26 protein-coding genes are annotated in these 24,334 nt (G+C 63.6%); 9 read left to right on the top strand and 17 right to left on the bottom strand.

Annotated elements, in window-relative coordinates:
* The 4 genes from dld (at position 1) to PVA39_RS04940 (ending at position 3,558) form a co-directional block, all read left to right on the top strand.
* Positions 1-1,704, top strand: coding sequence for a D-lactate dehydrogenase (gene dld, locus PVA39_RS04955; RefSeq protein WP_274123070.1), 1,704 nt, complete (start codon positions 1-3; stop codon positions 1,702-1,704).
* Between the two features lie 322 nt (positions 1,705-2,026).
* On the top strand, positions 2,027-2,539 hold the full coding sequence (locus tag PVA39_RS04950) for an Lrp/AsnC family transcriptional regulator (RefSeq protein WP_274123069.1): 513 nt from the start codon (positions 2,027-2,029) through the stop codon (positions 2,537-2,539).
* A gap of 354 nt (positions 2,540-2,893) precedes the next feature.
* Positions 2,894-3,097: a DUF2788 domain-containing protein gene (locus PVA39_RS04945; protein ID WP_013792699.1), complete on the top strand. Its 204-nt coding sequence runs from the start codon at positions 2,894-2,896 to the stop codon at positions 3,095-3,097.
* Between the two features lie 62 nt (positions 3,098-3,159).
* Positions 3,160-3,558, top strand: a complete 399-nt coding sequence (locus PVA39_RS04940) for a globin (protein WP_274123068.1) — start codon at positions 3,160-3,162, stop codon at positions 3,556-3,558.
* A 10-nt stretch (positions 3,559-3,568) separates the two neighbouring features.
* On the opposite strand, the gene PVA39_RS04935 is transcribed toward PVA39_RS04940, so the two are convergent.
* Positions 3,569-4,138 (bottom strand): pseudouridine synthase, encoded by a 570-nt coding sequence (locus PVA39_RS04935; RefSeq protein ID WP_274123424.1) that lies wholly within the window; start codon positions 4,136-4,138, stop codon positions 3,569-3,571.
* 124 nt (positions 4,139-4,262) lie between these two features.
* Positions 4,263-5,189, bottom strand: coding sequence for a LysR family transcriptional regulator (locus PVA39_RS04930; RefSeq protein ID WP_274123067.1), 927 nt, complete (start codon positions 5,187-5,189; stop codon positions 4,263-4,265).
* A gap of 126 nt (positions 5,190-5,315) precedes the next feature.
* Here PVA39_RS04930 and PVA39_RS04925 point away from each other — a divergent pair, with 126 nt between their 5' ends.
* Entirely contained in the window at positions 5,316-5,711 is a 396-nt protein-coding gene (locus PVA39_RS04925; protein ID WP_274123066.1) for a RidA family protein, read from the top strand.
* Between the two features lie 127 nt (positions 5,712-5,838).
* Positions 5,839-6,891 carry a lipoyl synthase gene (lipA, locus tag PVA39_RS04920; protein WP_013792704.1) on the top strand — a complete coding sequence of 351 codons (1,053 nt, stop codon included), beginning with the start codon at positions 5,839-5,841 and terminating at the stop codon, positions 6,889-6,891.
* Positions 6,892-6,955: 64 nt separating this feature from the next.
* Here the strand turns inward: lipA and lipB are convergent, their stop codons facing one another.
* The 11 genes from lipB to PVA39_RS04865 all read right to left on the bottom strand — a co-directional run bounded on the left by lipB (position 6,956) and on the right by PVA39_RS04865 (position 17,127).
* Positions 6,956-7,579, bottom strand: a complete 624-nt coding sequence (gene lipB, locus PVA39_RS04915; RefSeq protein WP_274123065.1) for a lipoyl(octanoyl) transferase LipB — start codon at positions 7,577-7,579, stop codon at positions 6,956-6,958.
* On the bottom strand, positions 7,579-7,857 hold the full coding sequence (locus tag PVA39_RS04910) for a DUF493 domain-containing protein (protein ID WP_093504163.1): 279 nt from the start codon (positions 7,855-7,857) through the stop codon (positions 7,579-7,581). Before PVA39_RS04910 ends, lipB begins: the two co-directional genes overlap by 1 nt.
* 68 nt (positions 7,858-7,925) lie before the next feature.
* On the bottom strand, positions 7,926-9,101 hold the full coding sequence (locus PVA39_RS04905) for a D-alanyl-D-alanine carboxypeptidase family protein (RefSeq protein ID WP_013792707.1): 1,176 nt from the start codon (positions 9,099-9,101) through the stop codon (positions 7,926-7,928).
* A gap of 131 nt (positions 9,102-9,232) precedes the next feature.
* Positions 9,233-10,246: a septal ring lytic transglycosylase RlpA family protein gene (locus tag PVA39_RS04900; RefSeq protein WP_274123064.1), complete on the bottom strand. Its 1,014-nt coding sequence runs from the start codon at positions 10,244-10,246 to the stop codon at positions 9,233-9,235.
* Positions 10,243-11,256 (bottom strand): lytic murein transglycosylase B, encoded by a 1,014-nt coding sequence (gene mltB, locus PVA39_RS04895; protein WP_274123423.1) that lies wholly within the window; start codon positions 11,254-11,256, stop codon positions 10,243-10,245. Before mltB ends, PVA39_RS04900 begins: the two co-directional genes overlap by 4 nt.
* A 17-nt stretch (positions 11,257-11,273) precedes the next feature.
* Positions 11,274-12,377 (bottom strand): rod shape-determining protein RodA, encoded by a 1,104-nt coding sequence (rodA, locus tag PVA39_RS04890; protein ID WP_274123421.1) that lies wholly within the window; start codon positions 12,375-12,377, stop codon positions 11,274-11,276.
* Between the two features lie 44 nt (positions 12,378-12,421).
* On the bottom strand, positions 12,422-14,326 hold the full coding sequence (gene mrdA, locus PVA39_RS04885; RefSeq protein WP_093504166.1) for a penicillin-binding protein 2: 1,905 nt from the start codon (positions 14,324-14,326) through the stop codon (positions 12,422-12,424).
* A 12-nt stretch (positions 14,327-14,338) separates the two neighbouring features.
* Positions 14,339-14,806, bottom strand: coding sequence for a 23S rRNA (pseudouridine(1915)-N(3))-methyltransferase RlmH (gene rlmH, locus PVA39_RS04880; RefSeq protein WP_013792712.1), 468 nt, complete (start codon positions 14,804-14,806; stop codon positions 14,339-14,341).
* 9 nt (positions 14,807-14,815) lie between these two features.
* On the bottom strand, positions 14,816-15,175 hold the full coding sequence (gene rsfS / locus PVA39_RS04875) for a ribosome silencing factor (protein WP_027903646.1): 360 nt from the start codon (positions 15,173-15,175) through the stop codon (positions 14,816-14,818).
* Between the two features lie 42 nt (positions 15,176-15,217).
* Positions 15,218-15,862, bottom strand: a complete 645-nt coding sequence (gene nadD, locus PVA39_RS04870) for a nicotinate-nucleotide adenylyltransferase (protein WP_274123062.1) — start codon at positions 15,860-15,862, stop codon at positions 15,218-15,220.
* Entirely contained in the window at positions 15,862-17,127 is a 1,266-nt protein-coding gene (locus PVA39_RS04865) for a glutamate-5-semialdehyde dehydrogenase (RefSeq protein WP_274123061.1), read from the bottom strand. The genes nadD and PVA39_RS04865 overlap by 1 nt, the downstream gene beginning before the upstream one ends.
* A 244-nt stretch (positions 17,128-17,371) precedes the next feature.
* Between PVA39_RS04865 and PVA39_RS04860 the strand changes: the two genes are divergently transcribed.
* Positions 17,372-18,688: a bifunctional DedA family/phosphatase PAP2 family protein gene (locus PVA39_RS04860; RefSeq protein WP_274123060.1), complete on the top strand. Its 1,317-nt coding sequence runs from the start codon at positions 17,372-17,374 to the stop codon at positions 18,686-18,688.
* Position 18,689: 1 nt separating this feature from the next.
* On the opposite strand, the gene PVA39_RS04855 is transcribed toward PVA39_RS04860, so the two are convergent.
* From PVA39_RS04855 to PVA39_RS04845, 3 genes are read right to left on the bottom strand one after another with little or no spacing between them, the layout of a single operon-like run.
* Positions 18,690-19,280: an LON peptidase substrate-binding domain-containing protein gene (locus PVA39_RS04855; RefSeq protein ID WP_274123058.1), complete on the bottom strand. Its 591-nt coding sequence runs from the start codon at positions 19,278-19,280 to the stop codon at positions 18,690-18,692.
* A 7-nt stretch (positions 19,281-19,287) separates the two neighbouring features.
* Positions 19,288-20,004: an LrgB family protein gene (locus PVA39_RS04850; RefSeq protein ID WP_093504171.1), complete on the bottom strand. Its 717-nt coding sequence runs from the start codon at positions 20,002-20,004 to the stop codon at positions 19,288-19,290.
* Entirely contained in the window at positions 20,001-20,363 is a 363-nt protein-coding gene (locus PVA39_RS04845; protein WP_274123057.1) for a CidA/LrgA family protein, read from the bottom strand. The genes PVA39_RS04850 and PVA39_RS04845 overlap by 4 nt, the downstream gene beginning before the upstream one ends.
* 167 nt (positions 20,364-20,530) lie before the next feature.
* Here PVA39_RS04845 and PVA39_RS04840 point away from each other — a divergent pair, with 167 nt between their 5' ends.
* Together PVA39_RS04840 and PVA39_RS04835 are read left to right on the top strand one after the other, a co-directional pair.
* On the top strand, positions 20,531-22,210 hold the full coding sequence (locus PVA39_RS04840; protein WP_274123056.1) for a C13 family peptidase: 1,680 nt from the start codon (positions 20,531-20,533) through the stop codon (positions 22,208-22,210).
* A 58-nt stretch (positions 22,211-22,268) separates the two neighbouring features.
* Positions 22,269-22,910: an oxidoreductase gene (locus tag PVA39_RS04835; RefSeq protein ID WP_147174829.1), complete on the top strand. Its 642-nt coding sequence runs from the start codon at positions 22,269-22,271 to the stop codon at positions 22,908-22,910.
* 54 nt (positions 22,911-22,964) lie between these two features.
* Here PVA39_RS04835 and PVA39_RS04830 read toward each other — a convergent pair whose 3' ends face one another.
* On the bottom strand, positions 22,965-24,278 hold the full coding sequence (locus PVA39_RS04830) for a CitMHS family transporter (protein ID WP_274123055.1): 1,314 nt from the start codon (positions 24,276-24,278) through the stop codon (positions 22,965-22,967).
* Positions 24,279-24,334: the final 56 nt, after the last annotated feature.

Raw genomic sequence — 24,334 nt, 5'->3', positions numbered from 1 at the left:
ATGATCAGCCGCGACGCCCTGCTAAAACAGCTACGCGACGCCGTTGGCCGCGACCATGTGCTCACCGACGCGCAAAGCACCCGGCGCTTTCGCAAGGGCCACCGCACCGGCGAGGGCAACGTGCTGGCGGTGGTGCGCCCCGGCACCCTGCTGGAACAGTGGCGGGTGCTTGAGGCCGCCGTGGCCGCCGACCGTATTGTCATCATGCAGGCGGCCAACACCGGCCTGACCGGCGGCTCGACGCCGGACGGTAACGATTACGACCGCGAAATCGTGCTGATCAACACCCTGCGCATCACCGGCGTACAGCTGATCAACGACGGCTCGCAGGTGATATGCCTGCCCGGCGCCACCCTCGACCGCCTGGAGCAGGCCCTGGCGCCCCTGGGCCGTGAGCCGCATTCGGTGATCGGTTCGTCGTGCATCGGCGCGTCGGTGCTCGGCGGTGTGTGCAACAACTCCGGGGGTTCGCTGGTACGCCGTGGGCCGACCTACACCGAGCTCGCGCTCTATGCCCAAGTGAGAGCCGATGGCTCCCTGGAGCTGGTCAACCACCTGGGTATCGACCTGGGAAACAGCCCCGAGGAAATCCTCACGCGCCTGCAGCGCGGCGACTACAGCCCGCACCAGGTCAACGAGGCAGCCGGCAAAGCCTCGGACCAGCGTTACGGCGAGCACGTACGCGATGTCGACGCCGACACGCCGGCACGTTTCAATGCCGACCCATCACGGCTGTTCGAAGCCTCGGGCTCGGCTGGCAAGCTGTGCCTGTTCGCCGTGCGCCTGGACACTTTCCCCAAGGAGCCGAGTACGGTCTTCTACATCGGCACCAACGCCGCGGACGACCTGACCGAGGTACGCCGCCACCTGCTCAACCAGCTGCCGAGCCTGCCGATCGCCGGTGAATACATTCACCGCACCGCTTTCGACATCGGCGAGAAATATGGCAAGGACACTTTTCTGCTGATCGACCGCTTCGGCACCGCCAGAGTGCCGGCTGCCTTCGCCATGAAAAGCCGGGTCGACGGCTTCTTCGAGCGCTTCGGCCTGCGCGGCGTCAGCGACCGCATCATTCAGCTGGCCATGAATCTGCTGCCCAGCCACCTGCCGGCGCGCATGCGCGATTACCGCGAGCGTTTCGAGCATCACCTGATGATTCGCGTGGCCAACGACAGCCTGGAAGAAACCCGGCGTTTTCTCGCCGAGTACTTCGGCAGCGCCAGCACCGGGGCCTTTTTCGAGTGCGACGCCGACGAGGGCCGCAAGGCCTTTCTGCATCGCTTCGCCATCGCCGGTGCGGCGATTCGCTACCGTGAGGCGCACCCCGGCAGCGTCGAGGACATCCTCGCTCTGGATATCGCCCTGCGCCGCAACGACCGCGACTGGGTGGAAACGCTACCGGCGCAAATGGAGGCGCAGATCATCCACAAGCTCTACTACGGGCACTTCTTCTGCCACGTGTTCCACCAGGACTACATCGTCAAGAAGGGCGTCGATCCGATCGCCATGGAGCACGCGATGTGGAAGCTGCTCGACGAGCGCCGCGCCGAGTACCCGGCCGAGCACAACGTGGGCCATCTCTACGTCGCCAAACCGGCCCTGGCGGACTTCTACCGCGAGCTGGACCCGACCAATGCCTTCAATCCGGGCATCGGCCAAACGTCGAAGAAGAAGCACTGGGCATCCTGCTGCAAGAATCACTGAGGCACGAAAAGAAGAAAGGGGAGACCTCTCGGCCTCCCCTCTCGTAGATGTCCTGTGCTGGCAATTCTGTCGCCGCTTTCGTCGCCCGCCTGGTTGGGCAGTGCGGACCCGGGTGCCGTGACGACCCGGTAGGGTCGGCGGCGCCAGCTCCCCTGATTGGGCGAGCCGGGTGGACGTGTCGTCCGGGCCGTGAAACTGAGGTAAAGATTACGCCCACGGCCGTGAAGAAAGATTGCTAACATTGCTAATCAGACAACCAATTGCGCAATAATAAATCGATTAATACACCAAAACAGCAATCTGATAACGAAATCGGTTAACCATGAACAAACTCGATCGCTACGACCTGAATATTCTCGCCGAATTGCAGCGCGACGCGACGCTATCCAATCAGGAACTGGCCGAGCGTATCGGCCTGTCGCCCTCGCCTTGCTCACGCCGCGTCAAACAACTGCAGGATGACGGTTACATCACTGGCCAGGTCGCGCTGCTCGACCGCCGCCAACTGGGGCTCACCCTGACCGCCTATGTACTGATCGGCATGGATCGCCATACGCCCGAACGCTTCGAGCACTTCCAGGAAGAGATCCGCAAATGCCCGGAAGTGCTGGAATGCTGCCTGGTTACCGGGATGGACGCCGACTACCAGCTCAAGGTGGTGGTGCCGGACATGGACCATTACCAGAAGCTGCTGCTCGGCACCCTGACCCGGATCGATGGCGTGTCCAGCGTACGCTCGAGCTTCGTGCTGCAGCAGATCCTATCCAGCACTCAACTGCCGCTGCAGCACCTGCGCGGCCAAGTGGCGGGAGTAGCCGTTCTCGTAAACGTGTAGGAGGGGCTTTAGCCCCGAGCTCTTTGTTTGCCTCAATAAAAAACTCGCGGCTAAAGCCGCTCCCACGAGATCGCTGAAAGTCAGGACGTAGGGTGGATGACGCTTTTTTCGTCCACCATTGTGGTTTCGGAGCGGTGGACGCGTCGGGCCGCGTAGGTGAAGCGTCGTCCACCCTTTCCGGGAAAGTCCGCTTTTGCCTTGAGCTACCGCTTCAGGCGCATAAAGATCGTAAATAGGTTCTAAGACCATCGGGCAACTACGCCTACCGGCCAGCAACGCGGTAATATCCACACCTTTGTTGTGCCTTGTCGCCAGCCTTTGGGCGGCAGCTGATGGATCGCCGCAGAGGTCAGGATGGAACCCGAGTTTTTCGAAGAGCTGATGATGACCCTGCTAGTCGGCGGCCTGGTGCTGTTCATGGCGTTCATCGTCTGGGACCTGGCGAAAAAGTCCCGCGCCGGCCGCTTTGGCACCTTCATCCTGTTCTTCGCCCTGGGCCTGGGCGTGCTCGGCTTTGTCATCAAGAGCCTGGTCATCGCTGGCCTGGAAGGCGTCTGAAACAACCAAAAAGAATCGCGGCGCCCGCCGCATTGCCTTGTCTGCTGCCCATGGAGAAACACATGAACGCCACCGATCGCGTCATGCAAAGTTACGGACGCTGCTGTGCCAGCCCGGCCTTTTTCGACGATTTTTACCGGCACTTCCTCGCCAGCTCACCGGCCGTGCGTGAGAAATTCGCCCACACCGACATGGCCGCGCAGAAGTTGCTGCTGCGCCAGGGCATTCTCAACTTGGTGATGCACGCCCGCGGCATGCCGGACACCAAGCTGCGCGCCCTGGGCTGCACCCACGCGCGCAACGCCATGGATATTCGCCCCGAGCTTTATGACCTGTGGCTGGAAGCGCTGCTCAAGACCATCATCGAGCACGACAGGGAAGCTGACGCAGCCACCCTGCAAGGCTGGCGCGAAGTGCTGATCAAGGGCATCAGCGTGATCAAGGCCGGCTACGACGGCTAAGCCGCCCGGTTCAATCGAGGCGCGGCGACAGGTCGCGCCACTCCCCCGGCTGCAGGCCATCTAGGGACCAGGGTCCGATGCGCACGCGCACCAGGCGCAGGGTCGGCAAGCCGACCGCTGCCGTCATGCGCCGCACCTGGCGGTTACGGCCTTCGCGAATCACCAGCTCCAACCAGCTGGTGGGCACGCTCTTGCGAAAGCGCACCGGCGGATTGCGTGGCCACAGCTCGGGCTCATCCAATTGCCGAGCCTCGGCAGGCAACGTCGGCCCATCGTTGAGCTGCACGCCGTCGCGTAACTGCTTCAGCTGTTCCGTGCTGGGCTCGCCTTCTACCTGCACCCAATAAGTCTTGGCCAGCTTGTGCTTGGGATCGGCGATCTTCGCCTGCAACTGCCCATCATTGGTGAGCAGCAGCAAACCTTCGCTGTCGCGATCCAGCCGACCAGCCGGATATACGCCGGGCACGGCGACGAAATCCTTGAGCGTGGCGCGGCCCTGGTCGTCATTGAACTGGGTCAGCACATCAAACGGCTTGTTCAGCACGATCAACCGCAGCTCGGCGGGCGGGGCCTTGGCCACTCGGTAGGAACGCGATGCGGGGCGTTTGGGTCGAGACATGCGACGAACATCATGGAGAAACGGGCATGCAGTTTACCGCAACGCCGCCGCTAACCGCGGCACAGGATCGCCTCTGCCCGGTCGTTCAGCGGTCGCTGCGGTCGATCACCGGCGCATGCAGCGCCATGAGCTCGACGATCCACTCGATGAACACCCGCAGCTTGGCGCTAACGTGACGGTTGGGCGGATAGGCGATGTACATGGGCATCGGCTCGAACTGCCAATCCGTGAACACCTCGACCAGCTCGCCGCGCTGCACATGCTCATCGGCCATATAAGTGGGTAGCCAGAGTACGCCCAAGCCGGCCAGGCCGGCGGCCTGATAGGCATTGCCGTCATCCACGGCCAGCACGTAGCGACCTTCCACCTCCAGGCGTTCGTCGCCGCGCTGCATGCGGTAAGCAAACAGCTTGCCGGTCCGCGCCCGCTTGAAGCCGACGATACGGTGATGGCTGTCGACCAGCTCCTGCGGGTGCAGCGGCGTACCGCAGCGCTGCAGGTAATCCGGCGCGGCATAGACGCCGGAACGCAGGTCGCCGACACGGCGGGCCATCAGCGATTGATCGGTGATTTCCCCGCCGCGGATCACGCAATCGACGTTCTCGCCGAGCAGGTCGACGAGACGGTCACTGGCGCCGAGATCGAGCTGGATATCCGGATAGCGGGCATGGAAGGCCGGCAGCGAAGGCACCAGGATCATCCGCGCGAATGGGCTCGGCACGTCGATACGCAGGCGCCCACGGGGTTGGCTACTGGCATCGGACAGGCTGGTCTCGGCGTCGTCCATGTCGGCGAGCAGGCGCACCACACGCTCGTAATAGGCAGCGCCATCGGCTGTCACGGCAACCTTGCGGGTAGTGCGATTCAGCAGGCGCACACGCAAACGCGCCTCGAGCTGCTGCACCAGCTGGGTCACGCTGGTCTTGCTCATGTGCAGGGTATCGGCTGCCTTGGTGAAGCTGCCTGATTCCACCACCCGGGCGAAGGCGCGCATCGCATCGAATCGGTCCATCCGCTCAACCACTTATTGTTTGGGATTTACAAACAGTGTTGAACGAACTGGCCGGTTTATCCAGCGCCCGAGCCTTTCTAAAGTGAATCCATCACTTGAACGGGCCAAAGGCCCAGAGGAGACGACATGACAACGCGCGACGTGGTTTTCCCCGCCGGCCGCCAGGCCCTCTACGAACGCAACCGCTACTCACCGGCAGTGCGCTCCAACGGCCTGCTGTTCGTATCCGGCCAGGTGGGCAGCCGCCCGGACGGCTCGCCCGAGCCTGATCTCAAGGCCCAGGTTCGCCTGGCCTTCGAGAATCTCAATGCGGTGCTCAGGGCCGCAGATTGCAGCTTCGACGAAGTGGTCGACGTGACGGTATTCATCGTCAATCCCGAAGAGCGCTTCGAGACCATCTGGGAAGTGGTGCCCGAGTATTGGGGCGACGCGCCCTTCCCGAATATCACCTGCGTGGGCGTGAGCTGGCTGTATGGCTTTCAGTTCGAGATCAAGGTGATCGCCAAGCTGCCGGACGCCTGATCGCCGCCCGAGGCGGCTCCACAGGGGCAGACGGTCGGGCGCTTGCCGCCGCGCGCTGTGATACACTGCGCGGCGGCCAAAAGCTGCCCCTCCGCCACCGCAGCCCCTACCGGAGCCGAGATTTTCGATGTCCGATACTGCCCCCCCGAAGCCCATCGCCAGCGGCGAAAAATTCCGCACCGCACAGGGTATTACCGCCATCAAGGACGGCCAGAAGCGCCGCGCCTCGACCGAAGCCAAGGTGTACGAGCCCAAGCCGAGCTGGTTGCGGGTCAAGGCGCCGGGCGGCAGCCGTTTCGAAGCGGTCAAGCGTAACGTTGGCGAGCATCGCCTGAGCACCGTCTGCCAGGAATCGCATTGCCCGAATATGGGCGAGTGCTGGTCCAACGGCACGGCGACCATCATGCTGATGGGCTCGGTGTGCACCCGTGCCTGCCGCTTCTGTGCAGTGGACACCGGCAACCCGAACGGCTGGCTGGACAAGGAAGAGCCACAGAACACCGCCAAGTCGGTGGAGCTGATGGCTCTGCGCTACATCGTGCTGACCTCGGTGGACCGCGACGACCTGCCCGACGGTGGCGCCGCGCATTACGCGGCCTGCGTCCAGGCGATCAAGGCCAACACCCCGCAGGTGGTGGTCGAAGCCCTGACGCCGGACTTCGACGGCGACCTGGCGTGCATCGAGCGCGTAGTGGATTCGGGCCTCGAGGTGTTCGCCCAGAACGTCGAGACCGTCAACCGTCTGACCCGTGAAGTGCGCGATCCGCGCGCGGGTTACCGCAAGACGCTCGACGTGCTGGCCCACGCCAAGCGCCATCGTCCCGACGTACTCACCAAGACCAGCCTGATGCTCGGCCTCGGCGAGACCGATGACGAAGTGTTCGAAGCCATGCAGGACATGCGCGCCGTAGGCGTGGACATCCTTACCCTCGGCCAGTACCTGCAGCCGACCCGTAACCACCTGCCGGTCAAGCGCTGGGTGAGCCCGGACGAGTTCAATCGCTTCCGCGACATCGGCCTGCAGATGGGCTTCATGGAAGTGGCAGCCGGCCCACTGGTACGCTCCAGCTACCGCGCCGACAAGGTGTTCGAGAAGAACAATCTGGGCCTGGCTGCACCGGTTCCGGTGCCGGGCCAGCAGGTCGACAACAGCCTGATCCCCGCGCTGAACGTCAACTGATCACGCTCTACCGGACGAACAAAAAAAGGGACGCCTCGGCGTCCCTTTTTCGTTGCTTGCAGTATTAGGCGTAGCCCAAGCGTTGCCGTAGCACCTGCTCAAGGCGCTTGGCAACCTCATCGAAGGCAGGCGGCGTCGCCACCAGATCCTTCAACTGGGTCATCTTCAAGCCGGCATAGCCGCACGGGTTGATGCACCCGAAAGGCGTCATGTCCATGTCGACGTTGAGCGCCAGGCCGTGGAACGAGCAGCCGCGGCGCACCCGCAGCCCCAGCGAGGCGATCTTGTCACCGCCCACGTAAACGCCCGGCGCATCAGCCTTGGGCGCTGCCTCGACGCCATAGCCCGCCAGTACCTCGACCAGCGCCTGCTCCATCAGCGTGACCAGTTCACGCACGCCCAGATCAAGGCGACGCAAATCCAGCATCAGGTAGCCGACCAATTGACCGGGGCCGTGGAAGGTTACCTGCCCGCCGCGCTCGACCTGCACCACCGGAATGTCGCCGGGTGCCAGCAGGTGCTCGGGCTTGCCAGCCTGCCCCTGGGTGAACACCTGCGGGTGCTGCAACAGCCAGATCTCGTCGGGCGTGGTTTCGTCGCGCTCAGCGGTCAGCGTGCGCATGGCCTCCAGGGTCGGCAGATAGTCCACCAGCCCGAGATGGCGCACGATCAGTTCGGCTGCAGCCACTACAGCACCATGTGCACGCGGCCGGTGGCACGCAGGTCGACATGAATGGCTTCCAGCTGCTCGACACCGGTGGCGGTGATCAGCACCTGCACGGAGAGAAAGCGGCCCTTGCTGCTGTCGCGCGTGACCAGAGTGCCGGCGTCGAAGTCAGGCGCGTGGCGCTGCATCACTTCGATCACCATGTCGGTGAACCCGTCGCCAGCTTCACCGATCACCTTGATCGGATAGTTCTTGCAGGGGAATTCGATTTTCGGGGCTTGTACGTCGGTGTCGGTCATGATGTTCCCGGATCCAAAATGAAACGCCCTCGGTTCGAGGGCGTTCATCACAACATGGGGGCAAGCTGTCAGTTAAACAACCCGTAGAAGAACAGGCGGATGCTATCCCACAGCTGACGGAAGAAACCACCCTCCTCGACCGCTTCCAGCGCCACCAAGTCGGCGCTGTGCACCACCTGATCACCCATCTTCACTTCTACTTTGCCGATCACGTCGCCCTTGGCGATGGGCGCGGTGATCTGCTGGTTGAGAGTCATACTCGCCTGCAGTTTCTCCAGCTGGCCTTTGGGCAGCGTGAGGGTCAGGTCCTGCGCCAGACCGGCCTTGACCTGGGAGGTCTGGCCTTTCCACACCGGCGCCTGAGCCAGCTCGGTGCCCTTCTGGTAGAAGGTACGGGTTTCGAAGAAACGGAAACCGTAGGTCAGCAGCTTCTGGGTTTCGGCAGCACGGGCGCTTTCGCTGTCGGTGCCGAATACCGAGGTGATCATCCGCGCGCCGTCACGTACGGCCGAGGCTACCAGGCAGAAACCGGCTTCCTGGGTGTGGCCGGTTTTCAGACCGTCGACGGTGCGGTCGCGCCACAGCAGCAGGTTGCGGTTGGGCTGCTTGATGTTGTTCCACAGAAACTCTTTCTGCGAGTAGATGGCGTAGTGCTCGGCATCTTCGTTGATGATCGCGCGCGCGAGAATCGCCATGTCATGAGCGCTGGAGTAGTGCTCAGGGTTCGGCAGGCCGGTGGCGTTCATGAAGTGGCTGTTCTTCATGCCCAGGCGCTCGGCAGTGGCGTTCATCATGTCGGCGAAGGCGTCTTCACTGCCGGCGATGTGTTCGGCGATGGCGATGCTGGCGTCGTTGCCGGACTGAATGATCACACCGTGCAGCAGCTCGCCGACGGTGGCCTGACTGTTCACCGGCAGGAACATGGTCGAGCCACCGGAAGCAGCACCACCGGTACGCCAGGCGTGCTCGCTGATAGTGACCTTGTCCTGCTCGCTGATCTTGCCGTTGCGGATTTCCAGCGTGGCAATGTAGGCGGTCATCAGCTTGGTCAGGCTGGCCGGCGGCAGACGCTCGTCACCGTTGTTCTCGACCAGGATGTTGCCACTGGCGCCGTCCATCAGCACATAGGACTTGGCCGCCAGTTGGGGTGGAGCCGGCAGCGGCGCCTGGTTTGCCCAGGCACTGGAAGCGCCGAGCAAAGTAAGTGACAGGAAGATGCGTTGCGCGAAGCTGGTGATTTTCATCCGTCTCTCTAGATCGCTGGAAGGTGGAACAGGCCCTTGCGGGTAAATGTGCAACGTGGCCGCCACATCGCGGCGAGCCACTGCTTAGTCAGGCGGCGAGCCATTTAGTTGCTCGCCAGAGGGCTATGCCCTCACTCCGCCTTGACCAGGGTCGCCTGGCCGAGGTTGGCGACGCGGATGCTGTCACGCACCCGGTCAGCCTCGCCCTGGCTGCTGATCGGTCCCAGCCGCACGCGGTGCAGTATCTGCTGGTTGCGCGCCACTGAGTTGATGAATACCGGCGCACTCACCGTTTGGCTCAGCTTGTCCTTCAGGAGCTCCGCAGCGTCGGGATTGGCGAAAGCTCCAACTTGGAGATACAGGCCAGACGCTGCGGCTGAACCGTTTTTTTTTGAGTCGATCTGCACGGGTACGGTGGCGGCGGCATGCTGCTGAGGTGGTGGCGAGTACTGCTCGACCGGCGCGCTAGCCAGTTTCAACTGCTCCACCTGAGCGCCCTGCACCTGGGCCATCTTAGGCTGCGCCATCATCATCGGCACCGGTCGCCCCTGCTGGGCCCACCACTCGGTCGGGTCGATGCCTTCGACGCGCACCTGGGCAGTGCCCTTCTCGGCATACCCGAGCTTCTTGGCGGCGGCGAAGGACAGGTCGATGATCCGGTCGGAATAGAACGGTCCACGGTCGTTGACACGCAGGATCACGCTCTTGCCGTTCTCCAGGTTGGTCACCCGCACATAGCTGGGCAGCGGCAAGGTCTTGTGCGCTGCGGTCATGCCGTAAAGGTCGTAGGCTTCACCATTGGCGGTGGCCTGACCATGGAACTTGGTGCCGTACCACGACGCCGGGCCGGTCGCCACATAGCGACGGGCGTCGGTGAGCGGGTAATACTGCTTGCCGAACACCACGTAAGGGCTGGCCTTGACGGGGCCGTAATGGGGCATCGGCACGGCGTCCTGGATCTTCGAGACGTCGACGTCCCACCAGGGCGCGCCATCCTTGTGCGGACGGTTGAAATCATTCGGGCCAGACATCGAGCTGCCCGCCTGAGTCGGCGACGAGCTGCTCGGCGCACGGCTGGAAGAACAACTGGCCAACAGCAAAACAGCAATGCCGCAGGCGGCCAGCTTGAACGGCAAGCGTGTCATTGATTGGCACCTCGGGCCTGAACCAGCAACTCGGACAACTGATTGACCGCCATGGCGTACATCACACTGCGGTTGTAGCGAGTAATGACGAAGAAATTCGGCTGACCGATCCAGTACTCGGGGCCTTTGGCGCCGTCGAGACGAAAGGCGGTGACCGGCAGATCGTCGGCAAGGGCATCTTGACTCGACCAGCCCAGCGCGCGCAGCTCGCCAACTGTCTTGTCCGGATCGAGACCAGCACTCAGGCCCTGATCCACCTGCTCGCCCTTGACCTTAGCCGGGGTGGCTACCGGCTGCCCCGGCTGCCAGTTATGGCGTTTGAAGTAGCTGGCCACGCTGCCGATGGCGTCGGTCGGATCGCTCCAGATGTTGATGTGGCCATCGCCATCGAAGTCCACGGCGTAGGCGCGGAAGCTGCTCGGCATGAACTGCGGCAGACCCATAGCGCCGGCGTAGGAACCCTTGAGGCTGGCCGGGTCGACCTGCTCCTCACGGGTCAGCATCAGGTATTCGCGTAGCTCCTTGCGGAAGAACGGTGCGCGCGGTGGGTAATCGAAGGCCAGGGTCGACAGCGCGTCGATCACTCGGTAGTTGCCGGTGTTGCCACCATAGGAGGTTTCCACGCCGATGATGGCAACGATGATCTGCGCCGGTACGCCGTATTCCTTCTCGGCACGCGCCAGAGCTTCGGCATGCTCGTTCCAGAACGCCACGCCCTTGTTGATGCGTGCGTCGGTGATGAAGATCGGCCGGTATTCGCTCCACGGCTTGACCCGCTCGGCGGGCCGCGAGATGGCATCGATGATCGGTTGCTTGCGTTCCACATCGGCGAACAGAGCGGTCAGTTGTTCGCTGGCGAAGCCGTAGTCACGGGTCATCTCGGTGATGAACTCGCCCACGTCCGGGGAGTTCGCGTATTCGCCGGCAGCCATCGCCTGAGGCGCTCCGAGCAGGCCGGCGACTGCCAACCAGTGTGCATGTCGTGCGGCCCAGCCACGCAGAATCTGCATTGAATTCATAACCCCAATCATGCCTGAGCGATCCACTTGCGGTGCGTGTGGATGGACATCAGGATTCCGAAACTCGACAACAACGTAATCAGTGACGTGCCGCCATAACTGATGAACGGCAGCGGTACCCCCACTACCGGCAACAAACCGCTGACCATGCCGATATTGATGAACACATAAACGAAGAAGGTCATGGTCAAACCGCCGGCAAGCAGCTTACCGAACAGCGTCTGCGCTTGCACGGTAATCACCAGACCGCGCGCAATCAACAGGCTGTACAACAGCAGCAACAGACAGACACCAATCAGGCCGAATTCTTCGGCCAGAACGGCAATGATAAAGTCCGTGTGGCTTTCCGGCAAAAAGTCCAGGTGCGACTGGGTACCGAGCAACCAGCCCTTGCCGAACACGCCGCCGGAGCCGATCGCCGCCTTGGACTGGATGATGTTCCAGCCGGCGCCCAGGGGGTCGCTTTCCGGGTTCATGAAGGTCAGCACCCGGCGTTTCTGGTAGTCGTGCATCACGAAGAACCACATCGCCACCGCCACCGGTGCGATCGCTGCCACGGCGCCAGCGATCCAGCGCCACTGCAGCCCGGCCATGAACAGCACGAAGGCGCCGGAGGCGAGAATCAGCACGGAGGTCCCCAGGTCCGGCTGCAGGAGGATCAGCACGAACGGCGTGACCACCAGCCCCAAACCCACGGCAACGTGCTTGAGGCTCGGCGGCAGGGTGCGTTTAGACAGATACCAGGCCATGGTCGCCGGCATGAGGATCTTCATGAATTCCGAAGGCTGGAAGCGGATCACCCCGGGGATGTTGATCCACCGCGTAGCGCCCATCGCGTTGTGGCCCATTACGTCCACCACCACCAGCAGGCCAACCCCGCACAGGTAGCCCAGCGGCACCCAGCGGGCCATGAAGCGCGGCTCGAACTGGGCGATGACCACCATCGCCACTAGGCCGATACCGAAGGATGAAGCCTGTTTCATCAGCAGGTCGACGTTCTTGCCGCTGGCCGAATAGAGGACGAACAGGCTGCCGGTGGCGAGCAGCAACAACAGCAGCAGCAAGATGCCATCGATGTGCATACGCTGCAGCAGGCTGGAGCGCCGCCGCAAAACGTCTTCGCTGGACAGCGTACGGTCGAAGCTGCCGGTCAGGCTCATGGTTGCTTCACCTCTGCGTTGAGTGGCGCCGCGGCACCAGGCTTGGCGTACTCGGCCTTGAGCTGGCCGTTTTCATCGAGAAGCCAGGCGTCCATTACCTGCTTGACCAGCGGTGCACCGACCCCAGAACCGGACTCGCCATTCTCGACCATCACCGACACCACGATCTGTGGATTGTCCGCCGGCGCGAAACCGACGAACAGGGCGTGGTCACGGTGGCGTTCCTGTACCTTGCTGCGGTCGTACTTCTCGCCCTGCTTGATCGCCACCACCTGGGCGGTACCGCTCTTGCCGGCGATCCGGTAGGCGGCGGTGTCGCCGACCTTGCGCGCCGTACCACGAGCGCCGTGCATCACCGACTCCATGCCCTGGCGTGCGTAATCCCAATATTTGGGATCGCGCAGCACGATATCCGGCATCGGATTCGGATCCTGGGGCGGGCTGCCGTCGATGGTGCGCGCCAGGTGCGGGCGAATCCACTTGCCCTTGTTGGCTACCAACGCGGTGGCCTGGGCCAACTGCAGCGGCGTGGCCTGCATGTAGCCTTGGCCAATGCCGAGAATCAGCGTCTCTCCCGGGTACCATCCCTGACGATAGCGGGCGCGCTTCCACTCCCGCGACGGCATCAGGCCGGCGGTTTCCTCGAACATGTCCAGGGACACGCGCTGGCCGATGCCGAAACGGCTCAGGTAGTCATGCAGGCGATCAATGCCCATCTTGTGGGCCAGATCGTAGAAGTAGGTGTCGTTGGACCGCATGATCGCCGTGTTCATGTCCACCCAGCCATCGCCGGTGCGATTCCAGTTACGGTACTTGTGGCTGTTGTTGGGCAACTGATAATAGCCGGGGTCGAACACCCGTGTACTCGGCGTTACCACGCCGGCATCCAGCCCCGATACGGCAACCATTGGCTTGATGGTCGAACCTGGCGGATACAGGCCGCGCAACACGCGGTTGTAGAGCGGTCGGTCGATGGAATCGCGCAGCTCAGCGTAAGCCTTGAAGCTGATACCGGTCACAAAGGGGTTGGGGTCGAAACTCGGCTGACTGACCATCGCCAGCACTTCACCGGTCTGCGGCTGGATCGCCACCACTGCACCACGGCGTCCGCCCAGGGCCTTCTCGGCGACTTCCTGCAGATGCACGTCGAGCGTCAGCGTCACGTCTCGACCGGGCAGTGGGTCGGTGCGGTTGAGCACCCGTAGCACACGACCACGGGCGTTGGTTTCGACTTCTTCGTAACCGACCTTGCCGTGCAGCTCGTCTTCGTAGAAGCGTTCGATACCGGTCTTGCCGATATGGTGAGTGCCGCTGTATTCGACCGGATCGAGCTCCTTGAGCTCTTTCTCGTTGATGCGCCCCACATAGCCGACCGAGTGGGCAAAGTGCTCGCGCTGCGGATAGTGGCGCACCAGCTGGGCGACCACCTCGACGCCGGGCAGACGGAACTGATTCACCGCCAGGCGGGCGATCTGCTCCTCGCTAAGCTCGAACAGCACCGGCACCGGCTCGAACGGCCGCCGCCCCTGCCTGACGCGGCGCTCGAACAGCTCGCGATCCTCGGGGGCAAGCTCCAGCACCTCGACGATCACGTCCAGCACCTTCTCCCAGTCGCCGGCGCGCTCGCGGGTCAGGGTCAGGCTGAAGCTGGGCCGGTTGTCGGCGATGATCACCCCGTTGCGGTCGTAGATCAGCCCACGGTTGGGCGGGATCGGCTGCACGTGGATGCGGTTGTTTTCCGCCAGAGTGGAGTGGTACTCGTACTGGATCACCTGCAGGTAATACATGCGAGCGATCAGCACCAGGGTCAGCACCAGAAATACCGAGCCGCCGACCAGCGCGCGCTTGCGAATCAGGCGCGCGTCCTTCTCGTGATCTTTTAGACGGATCGGCTGGGGCATCGGGACCGCTGACTACTTGTGATAAGGGTGACCGGACAACACCGTCCAGGCACGATAAATCTGTTCGCCGACCAGTATCCGTACCAGCGGGTGGGGCAAGGTCAGCGGCGACAGCGACCAGCGCTGCTCGCTACGCGCCATCACTTCCGGCGCCAGGCCTTCGGGGCCGCCGACCATCAGGTTGACCGTGCGCGAATCGAGCCGCCACTTGTCCAGCTCGACCGCCAACTGCTCTGTGCTCCAGGGTCGCCCTTCGACTTCCAGGGTGACGATGCGTTCCCCGGGCTGCACCTTCGCCAGCATGGCCTCACCCTCCTGACGGATCATCCGCGCCACGTCGGCATTCTTGCCACGCGTGGTCAGGGGAATTTCCACCAGTTCCAGGGACAGCTCGGACGGCATGCGCTTGGCATATTCCTGCCAGCCGTCCTCTACCCAGCGCGGCATGCGCGAGCCGACCGCGATCAGTTTGATACGCACGCGAATGCCTTACTCGCGCTCGCCGCCCTGCTGGGCACGGCTCTGCTCGGCGCCCTGCCACAGACGCTCCAGGTCGTAGAACTGGCGGGTGGTCGGCAGCATCACGTGAACGACGATGTCGCCCAGGTCGAGCAGGGCCCACTCGCCGCTGTCCAGGCCTTCGCTGCCGATCGGGCGCACGCCCTGCTCCTTGGTCTTTTCCAGTACGTTGTCGACCAGCGACTTGACGTGGCGGCTGGAGGTGCCGCTGGCGATCACCATGTAGTCGGTGATGCTGGTCTTCTCACGCACGTCGATGGTGGTGATGTCCTGGGCCTTGATTTCTTCCAGTGCTGCGATGGCCACTTTGACCAGGTCTTCACTGTGCATGGTTTTGTCCGTCATAACGTGCTCGTTTGCCTCGTGTTCGATTCACCCACGGTACAGTCCATGGGCGTTGATATAAGCCAGAACCGCATCGGGCACCAAAAAGCGCACCGAACGGCCGCTCGCCAACAGCGAACGAATCTGGGTGGCAGACACCGACAAAGGCGTCTGCCATATGAAAGAAATCTGTCCCGCCGGGCCCTTGAGCGCCAGCGGGTCTGCCACGTTGCGCGCGGCCATCAGGTCGCGCAGCGGCTCGCTCGCCTCACTGCCGGCGTCCGGGCGCTGCAGCACCAGAATGTGGCAGTGCTGCAGCAACTCGTCCCAGCGGTGCCAGACCGGCAAGCCGCAAAAGGCATCCCAGCCCAGAATCAGAAACAGCTGGTCATCGGCGGCCAGCTCGCCACGCAGCGACTCCAGGGTGTCGATGCTGTACGACGGTTTGTCGCGCTTGAGTTCGCGATCATCCACCTGCAGCGGCGAGAGCCCCACCACCGCCTGCTCGACCATCGCCAGGCGATCCTGCGCCCCGACCTGAGGGGTTTCACGGTGCGGCGGGCGCGCGCTGGGGATCAGCCGCAACTCGTCCAGCGCCATGAACTCGGCCACCTCCAACGCACCGCGCAAATGGCCAATATGCACCGGGTCGAACGTACCGCCGAGCAGCCCGATGCGCCTGGGATTTGCCATCAGGTGCGCACGTGCCCGTCGCCGAATACCACGTACTTCTCGCTGGTCAGCCCCTCGAGGCCGACCGGACCACGGGCGTGCAGCTTGTCGGTGGAAATGCCGATCTCCGCGCCCAGGCCGTACTCGAAACCATCGGCGAAGCGCGTCGAGGCATTGACCATCACCGAGCTGGAATCCACCTCGGTAAGGAAACGCCGGGCGTCGCTGAAGTTCTCGGTTATGATCGCGTCGGTGTGCTGCGAACCGTATTTATTGATGTGCTCGATGGCCGCTTCCAGCGAGTCGACCACGCGGATCGCCAGGATCGGCGCGTTGTACTCGGCGTACCAGTCGTCTTCACTGGCCTCCAGCACGTCACTGCCAAGCAGTGCGCGGGTCTGCGCATCGCCGCGCAGCTCGACGCCCTTGTCGCGGTAGATGGCGGCCAACGGCGGCAGCACGCGGGCGGCGATATCAGCATGCACCAACAGGGTCTCCATGGCGTTGCACGGCGAGTAGCGCTGGGTTTTCGAGTTGTCGCAAACACGGATGGCCTTGTCGAGATCGGCGGCGATATCCACGTAAACGTGGCAAACGCCGTCGAGATGTTTGATCACCGGCACCTTGGCGTCGCGGCTGATGCGCTCGATCAAGCCCTTGCCGCCACGCGGCACGATGACGTCGACGAATTCGGGCATGGTGATCAGCGCGCCCACGGCGGAGCGGTCGGTGGTTTCCACCACCTGCACCGCGCTGGCCGGCAGGCCAGCCTCGGCCAGGCCGGTCTGGATGCAGCGGGCGATGGCCTGGTTGGAATGAATGGCTTCCGAGCCGCCGCGCAGAATGGTGGCATTGCCGGATTTCAGGCACAGGCTGGCGGCATCGATGGTCACGTTGGGCCGCGACTCGTAGATGATGCCGATCACGCCCAGCGGCACACGCATCTTGCCGACCTGGATACCGGACGGCAGATAACGCATGCCCTGGATCTCGCCAATCGGGTCCGGCAGGGTGGCGACCTGACGCAAGCCTTCGATCATGCTGTCGATGACCTTCGGGGTCAGCGCCAGGCGGTCGACCATGGCCGGCTCCAGGCCACTGGCGCGGGCAGCGACCAGGTCCTTTTCGTTGGCGGCAGTCAGCTCGTCACGCGCGGCATCGAGGGCAGCGGCGGCGGCCTGCAGGGCCTGATTCTTCTGCGCAGTGCTGGCCCGCGCGAGCACGCGCGAAGCCTGGCGGGCGGCGCGGCCCAGGCGGGTCATGTAGTCAAGCACGGACTCGGTCATGGCAACTCAGGTCGGCAGTTGGAAAAAGTTGCTGATTATAGCGGTCATGCCGCCCCGCGCACAGCGGCGCCTGGCAGATGGTCATCAACGGCTTGTAACCGGGCGTTTGAACGCCCTTTCAATCACCTGTCGCGTTGCTATGATCGGCCGCTGTCGCCGCCTGGCCGCGTTCGCCCGCCAAAGGAACCGCTTTTCAGCTGGGCAGGTCGAAGCCTCGATTTCTCCTCTATGAAGGTGTCCATCCATGGGCCAATGGCTCGATAGTCTGACTACCTGGCTGGCGGCCAACCCGCAGTGGCTGGGTTTGGCGATCTTCGTGATCGCCTGCATCGAATGCCTGGCCATCGCCGGCATCATTGTTCCCGGCACCGTGCTGCTGTTCGCCGTTGGCGTAATGGCCGGCAACGGCGCCTTGAGCCTTTGGGAAACTTTGCTGTTGGCCTATTTCGGCGGCCTGCTCGGTGACGCCATCTCCTACGCTCTGGGCCGCTACTTCCATCAGGACATCCGCCGTCTGCCGGGCCTGCGCAGCCACCCGCAGTGGCTCAGTGGCGCGGAAACCTACTTCGAACGCTATGGCGTGGCCAGCCTGCTGGTGGGCCGCTACATCGGCCCGCTGCGACCCATGCTGCCGATGGTCGCCGGTATGCTGAGCATGCCGGTTGGCCGCTTCATTGCCGTGAGCATGCTGGCCGCCGCCGGCTGGGCGATCGCCTACCTAATGCCGGGCTGGGCCGCCGGAGCCGCGCTGCGCCTACCACTGCCCGATGGCTTCTGGCCGCAAGCGGCGGTGGTGGCCGGCGGACTGGCGCTGCTGCTGGTGCTGACCATCCAGAGCAGCCTGCGCGAACAGCGCCAAGCTGCGCTGATCGCTGCCGGGCTGGGCAGCGTCCTGCTGATCGCGCTGTTTATCGGCTGGCCACACCTGATCGCTCTGGACCAAGGTCTGATGAAGCTGATTCAGGAAGAACGCAATCCGCGCTTCGATCACATCGCCGTGCTGGTCACCCACTTTGGGGATTTCGGCGTGCAGTTCGCGGTCGCTGCGCTGCTGTGCATCCTGCTATTGCTGAATCGCCAATGGCAGGCGCTGCTGTTCGCCGGCGGCGCCATGCTCAGCACGGCGCTGGGCAATCGCCTGTTCAAGGGTTTGTTCGAGCGGGCGCGACCGGATGTACTGCTCGAGCCGCTCAATACCTACAGTTTTCCCAGCGGCCACAGCTCGGCGGCCTTCGCCTTCTTCCTGAGCGTTGCCATTCTGGCCGGCCGTGGTCAGCCGGCGCGCCTGCGCCTGACCTGGATTCTACTGGCCTGCCTGCCGGCGCTGTTCATCGCCCTGTCGCGGGTTTATCTGGGTGTGCATTGGCCGAGCGACATTATCGCCGGCGCCCTGTTGGCCAGCAGCCTATGCGCGCTGAGCTTGGCACTGATGCAGCGCTACGCGTCACTGCCGCCGCTGCCGGCGCGGGCGTGGTGGATGATAGTGCCGGCCTGCGTCCTGCTGCTCACCAGCATGGCGCTGATGCGCATGTCCGAAGGGGTGGAGATTTACCGCTACTAGGCTAAGCGGCGCCGTCGCCCTGCAGCTCCTCGACCCATGCTTGCAGCATGTCCAGCCGCACGCTGGCGTCGGACTCGGCCAGCAGGGCGACCTTTTGCTCGCCGCCAAACGGCAATAGATAGCCGAGTTTGTCGGCCAGCTCGGCCTGGCTGCCGGCGTCTGCGCCCATGTCCAGGCTGGCGACCATCGGATGCTCGGCCAGGGCGGCGAGCAGCGCCAGCAAATCCTCATGTTCCTCACCCAGCGGCGCATCAGGTTGCTCGTCAAGCCATTGCACCTGAGCGACGGTCAGCTTGTCGGGCAGCACCTGAGCCTGCTTGACGCGAAAACGCCGACCGCCCTCTACGCGAATGCCCAGCAGGCCATTGGGACGCTGCTGGAAATCGGTGATCCGCGCTTCGCAACCGATTTGCGCGACGCGCTCGGCGGCCTCGCCGACCTCGGCGCCTTCGACGATGCACACCACACCAAAACCTTCGCCCTGCTTCATGCAGCGGCTGATCATGTCCAGGTAGCGCGCCTCGAAGATCTGCAGATCCAGCGTGCAGCCGGGAAACAGAACAGTGTGCAGCGGGAATAGAGATAGGGTCATAAGGCTCTCAACTCAGCAAGACGATGGCGAGCGGCAGCAGGATCGCCGTGAACACGCCCATCAGGCTCATGGCCAGAGCCGCAAACGCACCGCACTCCTCGCTCTCCTGCATCGCGCGTGATGTACCGACTGCGTGGGCGGTGATGCCCAGCGCCATGCCCATGGCGGCATGATTGCGCACGCCACACCAACGCAGCAACGACGGCCCGATGATCGCACCTAGTACTCCGGTAATCATCACGAACACCGCGGCAAGTGCCGCCAGGCCGCCAATCTGCGTGGCAACTAGCATCGCGATCGGCGAGGTGACGGACTTGGGCGCCATGCTCATCAGCATGTTGTGCTCGGCACCCAGCAACCAGGCCAGGGCGACGCCAAGCACCGTGGCGACCACGCCGGCGACCAGCAGGGTGAGCACCGTAGGCCAGAAGACCTGGCGGATGCGCCGCAGGTTGAGGTACAGCGGCACCGCCAGGGCGACGGTGGCCGGGCCGAGGAATAGGGTCAGTGTGTCGGCGCTGGCCTTGTACTCGGTAAAAGTCAGGCCACACAGCAGCAGGATAGCGATCACCAGGCTGGTCGACACCAACACCGGCTGCAGAAATACCAGGCGAGTCCTTTCATAGAGAGCAATCGCCAATTGATAGGCGCCAAGGGTGACGCCCGCGCCAAACAGCGGGTGATGGGTAACGGCCATCCAGGCGCCGTGCCAGTCGAGCATCATGGCTGCTCCCGACGGCGCGCCTGGCGCTCAATCAGTTTCTGCATCATCCAGCCGGCGAACATCAGGGACAGAATCAGCGACAGCACCAGCGCGCCGATCACCGCCCAGAAGTCGGCGGCGATGGCCTCGGCATAGGCCATCACGCCCACTGCCGGCGGTACCAGCAATAGCGGCAGGTATTTGAGCAGTCCGCTGGCTGCCTGCTGGATCGGCTCATCGACCTGGCCGCGGCAGAGCAGAAATCCCACCAGCAGCAGCATGCCGAGAATCGGCCCCGGCAGCATAGGCAGCAACAGCGCATTGAGCGCCGTGCCCAGCAGTTGGCACAACACCAACCAGAACAGGCCACGAAGCAGCATGATTGTCTCCCGCAAACTCGACGGGCGCGCCCGTCAACAAGACGGCCATTATAGGCCGCGAATGCTGGTGCCTTAACACCCTTGGCTGCGAGCGAATCAGCCGGGCAGCGCGCGGCAGAGAGTTTGCGGCATACTGCGGCATCTCCTCGCTGACAGGGACGTACCGCATGCTTCGCCTCGCGCCTTTGGCCCTCACCCTTGCCCTCACGGCCTGCGGCCCGAGCACGCAGCTGCTGCCACCTGACGCTATCCTGCCCGACGGCTCGCGCTACCAAGGCGATGTGGTCGACGGCCTGCTGCAGGGCAAAGGCCGCCTCGACTATCCCGACGGCAGCCGCTACGTCGGCCACTTCGTCGATGGCCAGCGCCAGGGCGCCGGGGAGTGGCAAGGCGCCAATGGCGAGCACTACGTCGGTGAATTCGCTGCCGGCCGTTACAACGGCCAGGGTACGCTGAAAAAAGCTGATGGCAGCCATTACAGCGGCGGCTTCCGCCAGGGCCAGTTCGAGGGCGAAGGCGTGCTGGAAGAAGCCGGGCAAACCTATCGCGGGCAGTTTCGTGCTGGCCGCTTTCACGGCTTCGGCATTCTCGAACAGGCCGATGGCAGCCGCTTCCAGGGCTTATTCGTCAAAGGTCTGCCGGACGGCCAGGGCATGCGCGAAGACGAAGAGGGCAACCAGCTTTCCGGGCACTTCGCAGGCGGCCAGCTCAAGGGGGCCGGCAGCTACCGCGGCAGCGAAGGCGACAGCTACGACGGCGACTTCAAAGACAACCTGTTCCATGGCAAGGGCCGCTACCAGAGCGCAGCCGGCGATGCATGGAGCGGCACCTTCGCCGAGGGCGCACTCAACAGCAAGGGCGAATACCGCGGCAGCGATGGCAGCCGTTATACCGGGCAATTTCGCGACTGGCGCTACCAGGGGGAAGGCCATCTGCAACAGCCCGACGGCAGCCGTTATGACGGCCAGTTCGCCCATGGCCAGTTCAACGGCGTGGGCACTCGGCTCAATGCCGATGGCAGCAAGCAGCAAGGCACCTGGCGTCGCGGCATCCGCGTGCGTGACGAAAACGGCCAGGCGCTGCCTGATCCACTGGAAATCGGCCTGCTGAAACAGGGCGAGCTGCTCGACCAGGCCATCGCTGCCCTGCCCGCCTCAACCCCGCGCCGCGAGCTCTATGCGCTGACCCTGGCCGGCGACGGCAAGCAGAGCGTGTTCCTGCGTGAGGCCGACTACGTGGCCGACTTGCTTAGCAAACGTTTTGCCGCCTACGGCCGCATCACCCTGGCCAACCACCGTGATCATCTGGCCGACCGCCCCGTGGCGACCCGCGAGAACCTGCGCCGTGCGGTACAGGCCATCGCCGAGCGCAGCGGCCCGGAAGACCTGGTATTCATCTACCTGACCAGCCACGGTTCGCGCACTCACGAGCTGAACCTGGACCAGCCGCGCCTGCAACTCGCTGATCTGCCCGCCAGTGATCTGGCCGATCTGCTCAAGCCCCTGGCTGGGCGCGACAAGGTGGTGGTGATTTCCGCCTGCTATTCCGGTGGGTTCATCCCGGCCCTGAAAGATGACAAGACCCTGGTAATGACTGCCGCCCGCGCCGACCGGGTGTCATTTGGCTGCTCCGAGGAGGCCGACTTCACCTACTTTGGCCGCGCCCTGTTCGCCGAAGCGCTGCAGCAGACCGATGACCTGCAAGAGGCTTTCAAGCTGGCCCGCCAGGCGGTCGCCGAGCGCGAGCAGGCCGACGGTTTCGAGCCGTCCGAGCCGCAAATCTGGGCGCCTGCCGCAGTGCTCGATCACTGGAATGCCCTGCGCCAAGCACACAGCGAAGCGCCTTGAACGATAAATCGGCGATTGCCCTCTAAACTCCATAATGAATAGCAGTCGAGGATCGACCATGTATTTGACTCCCCAGCACATTCTTCTGGCAGGCGCCTCGGGCATGACCGGTGAACACCTGCTGGACCGCCTGCTCAACGAACCTACCGTCGAGCGCGTGCTGGCACCGAGTCGCAAGCCTCTGGCCGAACATCCTCATCTGGAAAACCCGGTCGGCGAACTGCTCGACCTGCTGCCAGCCCTGGATGGCTCGGTGCATACTGCCTTCTGCTGTTTGGGCAGCACCATCAAGCAGGCTGGCTCGCAGGACGCTTTTCGCGCCGTCGATCATGATCTGGTCGTGGCTTTCGCGGCCCGCGCCCGGGAACTGGGGGCGCGGCATCTCCTGGTGGTAAGTGCCATCGGCGCCGATCCGCAATCCTCGGTGTTCTACAACCGCACCAAGGGCCAGGCCGAGGAAGCGCTCAAGGCTCAGGGCTGGCCGCAACTGACCATCGCCCGCCCCTCTCTGCTGCTTGGCCCGCGCAACGAGTTCCGCCTCGGTGAGCGACTGGCCGCGCCCTTCCTGCGCTGGCTGCCGGGCAAGCACCGCGCCATCGACGTTACCGCCCTTGCTCGTGCATTATGGCGCCTGGCGCTGGAAGAAGGTGAAGGCTTGCGCATCGTCGAATCCGACGAGTTGCGGCGCCTGGGCCGCTAAAAAACCAAAAAGGCGCCGTTTTCACGGCGCCTTTTTATTCAGCACAGGGTTTGCTCAGAACAGGCCGATGGCCCAGGCGGTGGCGAACAGCGCCAGCGAGAAGCCCCACATCCACCAGAACGAATAGCGGATGTGCTGCCCCATCTCCAAGCGCGCCAGGCCGAGCGCCAGCCACAGTGCTGGGGAGAACGGGCTGATGAAGGTGCCGATGATGTTGCCGATCATCAGCGCGTAGACCACGCTAGGCGCAGCTACACCATGGTTCTCGACCACTTCCATCACCACCGGCAACAGGCCGAAGTAATAGGCGTCGGTGTTGAGCAGAAACTCCATGGGGAAGCCGAACACGCCAAGAATGATGTGCAACTGACCGACCATGCCGGAAGGCAGCACCTTGACCAGATCCTGGGCGATGGAGGTCAGCATGCCGGTGCCGGACAGAATGCCGAGCATCGAGCCGGCGGCCAGAATGATCATGCCCATGCCCAGGGCCGCCGAAGAATGCGCGGCGATGCGCTGCATCTGCATCTTGCCGTTGGGGTAGTTGATCAGCAGCGCCAGGCTCAGGCCGATCATGAACACGTAGCCGGCCGGCAGCACGCCAGTGAACAGCGCCACCAGCACCAGCACGAACAGGCCGAAGTTGATCCACATGCGGCCTGGGCGTTCCAGCGCACGCTCTTCGTCGCTGATCTGGCCGGGCGCGCCAATGTGATCCACGGAACCATCGTCCACTACGGTGCCGCCGGTCGCGGCGATGCGACGCTGCTCGCGCCAGCCGAGAAAGGCTGCCAGCGCCACCAGCAGGACAACACCGGTGCCCTGAATGGCCAGCAAGGGTCGCCACAGTTCGGTTACTTCCAGCCCGGTGACTGCGGCCGAGCGGCCCAGTGGGCCTGCCCACGGCACCATGTTGAGGATGCCGGCGCCAGTGGCCAGCAGCATCAGCATCAGGTACGGGCTCATGCGCAGCTGCTTGTACAGCGGCAACAGCGCGGGAATGGTCAGCAGGAAAGTAGTCGCACCGGCGCCATCGAGGTGGGCCAGCATGCCGATGATCGCGGTGGCGACCGCAACGGCGATGACATTGCCGCGGGTCAGCTTGACCAGAAAACCGATGATCGGGCGGAACAGGCCGGTGTCCTGCAGCACGCCGAAGAAGGTGATGGCGAAAATGAACATGGTGGCGATGGACACCACTTTGCCAACGCCGTCGGTGAAGAACCCGGAAATCTCATCCGCGCCGAAACCTGCACACAATGCGCCCAGCAAGGGCACCACGATCAGCGGTAATACGGGTGACATGCGCCCGCTGAGCAACATCACCACCAGACAGAAAATGGTCAACAAGCCAATCAGGGTCAACAAACCGGGTTCTCCTCTTTTTCTTGTTCAAGTCGGTGCGGACACAGACACGAGGCGCG

It is taken from the genome of Pseudomonas sp. CNPSo 3701 (genome assembly GCF_028674975.1).
GTDB classification, from domain to species: domain Bacteria; phylum Pseudomonadota; class Gammaproteobacteria; order Pseudomonadales; family Pseudomonadaceae; genus Aquipseudomonas; species Aquipseudomonas straminea.
The sequence above is the reverse complement of the archived record's forward strand: the minus strand, read 5'-3'. Positions and strand labels throughout refer to the sequence as shown.

What these genes read in the sequence shown, in the direction of transcription:
- lipA (WP_013792704.1), top strand. Translation starts at nt 5,839, where the DNA reads ATGTCCGATACTGCCCCCCCGAAGCCCATCGCCAGCGGCGAAAAATTC.
- mrdA (WP_093504166.1), bottom strand. Translation starts at nt 14,326, where the DNA reads ATGCCCCAGCCGATCCGTCTAAAAGATCACGAGAAGGACGCGCGCCTG.
- PVA39_RS04940 (WP_274123068.1), top strand. Translation starts at nt 3,160, where the DNA reads ATGAACGCCACCGATCGCGTCATGCAAAGTTACGGACGCTGCTGTGCC.
- mltB (WP_274123423.1), bottom strand. Translation starts at nt 11,256, where the DNA reads ATGCAGATTCTGCGTGGCTGGGCCGCACGACATGCACACTGGTTGGCA.
- PVA39_RS04840 (WP_274123056.1), top strand. Translation starts at nt 20,531, where the DNA reads ATGCTTCGCCTCGCGCCTTTGGCCCTCACCCTTGCCCTCACGGCCTGC.
- PVA39_RS04950 (WP_274123069.1), top strand. Translation starts at nt 2,027, where the DNA reads ATGAACAAACTCGATCGCTACGACCTGAATATTCTCGCCGAATTGCAG.
- PVA39_RS04945 (WP_013792699.1), top strand. Translation starts at nt 2,894, where the DNA reads ATGGAACCCGAGTTTTTCGAAGAGCTGATGATGACCCTGCTAGTCGGC.
- PVA39_RS04850 (WP_093504171.1), bottom strand. Translation starts at nt 20,004, where the DNA reads ATGATGCTCGACTGGCACGGCGCCTGGATGGCCGTTACCCATCACCCG.
- PVA39_RS04835 (WP_147174829.1), top strand. Translation starts at nt 22,269, where the DNA reads ATGTATTTGACTCCCCAGCACATTCTTCTGGCAGGCGCCTCGGGCATG.
- PVA39_RS04930 (WP_274123067.1), bottom strand. Translation starts at nt 5,189, where the DNA reads ATGGACCGATTCGATGCGATGCGCGCCTTCGCCCGGGTGGTGGAATCA.
- PVA39_RS04910 (WP_093504163.1), bottom strand. Translation starts at nt 7,857, where the DNA reads ATGACCGACACCGACGTACAAGCCCCGAAAATCGAATTCCCCTGCAAG.
- PVA39_RS04855 (WP_274123058.1), bottom strand. Translation starts at nt 19,280, where the DNA reads ATGACCCTATCTCTATTCCCGCTGCACACTGTTCTGTTTCCCGGCTGC.
- PVA39_RS04925 (WP_274123066.1), top strand. Translation starts at nt 5,316, where the DNA reads ATGACAACGCGCGACGTGGTTTTCCCCGCCGGCCGCCAGGCCCTCTAC.
- PVA39_RS04865 (WP_274123061.1), bottom strand. Translation starts at nt 17,127, where the DNA reads ATGACCGAGTCCGTGCTTGACTACATGACCCGCCTGGGCCGCGCCGCC.
- dld (WP_274123070.1), top strand. Translation starts at nt 1, where the DNA reads ATGATCAGCCGCGACGCCCTGCTAAAACAGCTACGCGACGCCGTTGGC.
- rsfS (WP_027903646.1), bottom strand. Translation starts at nt 15,175, where the DNA reads ATGCACAGTGAAGACCTGGTCAAAGTGGCCATCGCAGCACTGGAAGAA.
- nadD (WP_274123062.1), bottom strand. Translation starts at nt 15,862, where the DNA reads ATGGCAAATCCCAGGCGCATCGGGCTGCTCGGCGGTACGTTCGACCCG.
- PVA39_RS04860 (WP_274123060.1), top strand. Translation starts at nt 17,372, where the DNA reads ATGGGCCAATGGCTCGATAGTCTGACTACCTGGCTGGCGGCCAACCCG.
- PVA39_RS04900 (WP_274123064.1), bottom strand. Translation starts at nt 10,246, where the DNA reads ATGACACGCTTGCCGTTCAAGCTGGCCGCCTGCGGCATTGCTGTTTTG.
- PVA39_RS04845 (WP_274123057.1), bottom strand. Translation starts at nt 20,363, where the DNA reads ATGCTGCTTCGTGGCCTGTTCTGGTTGGTGTTGTGCCAACTGCTGGGC.
- PVA39_RS04905 (WP_013792707.1), bottom strand. Translation starts at nt 9,101, where the DNA reads ATGAAAATCACCAGCTTCGCGCAACGCATCTTCCTGTCACTTACTTTG.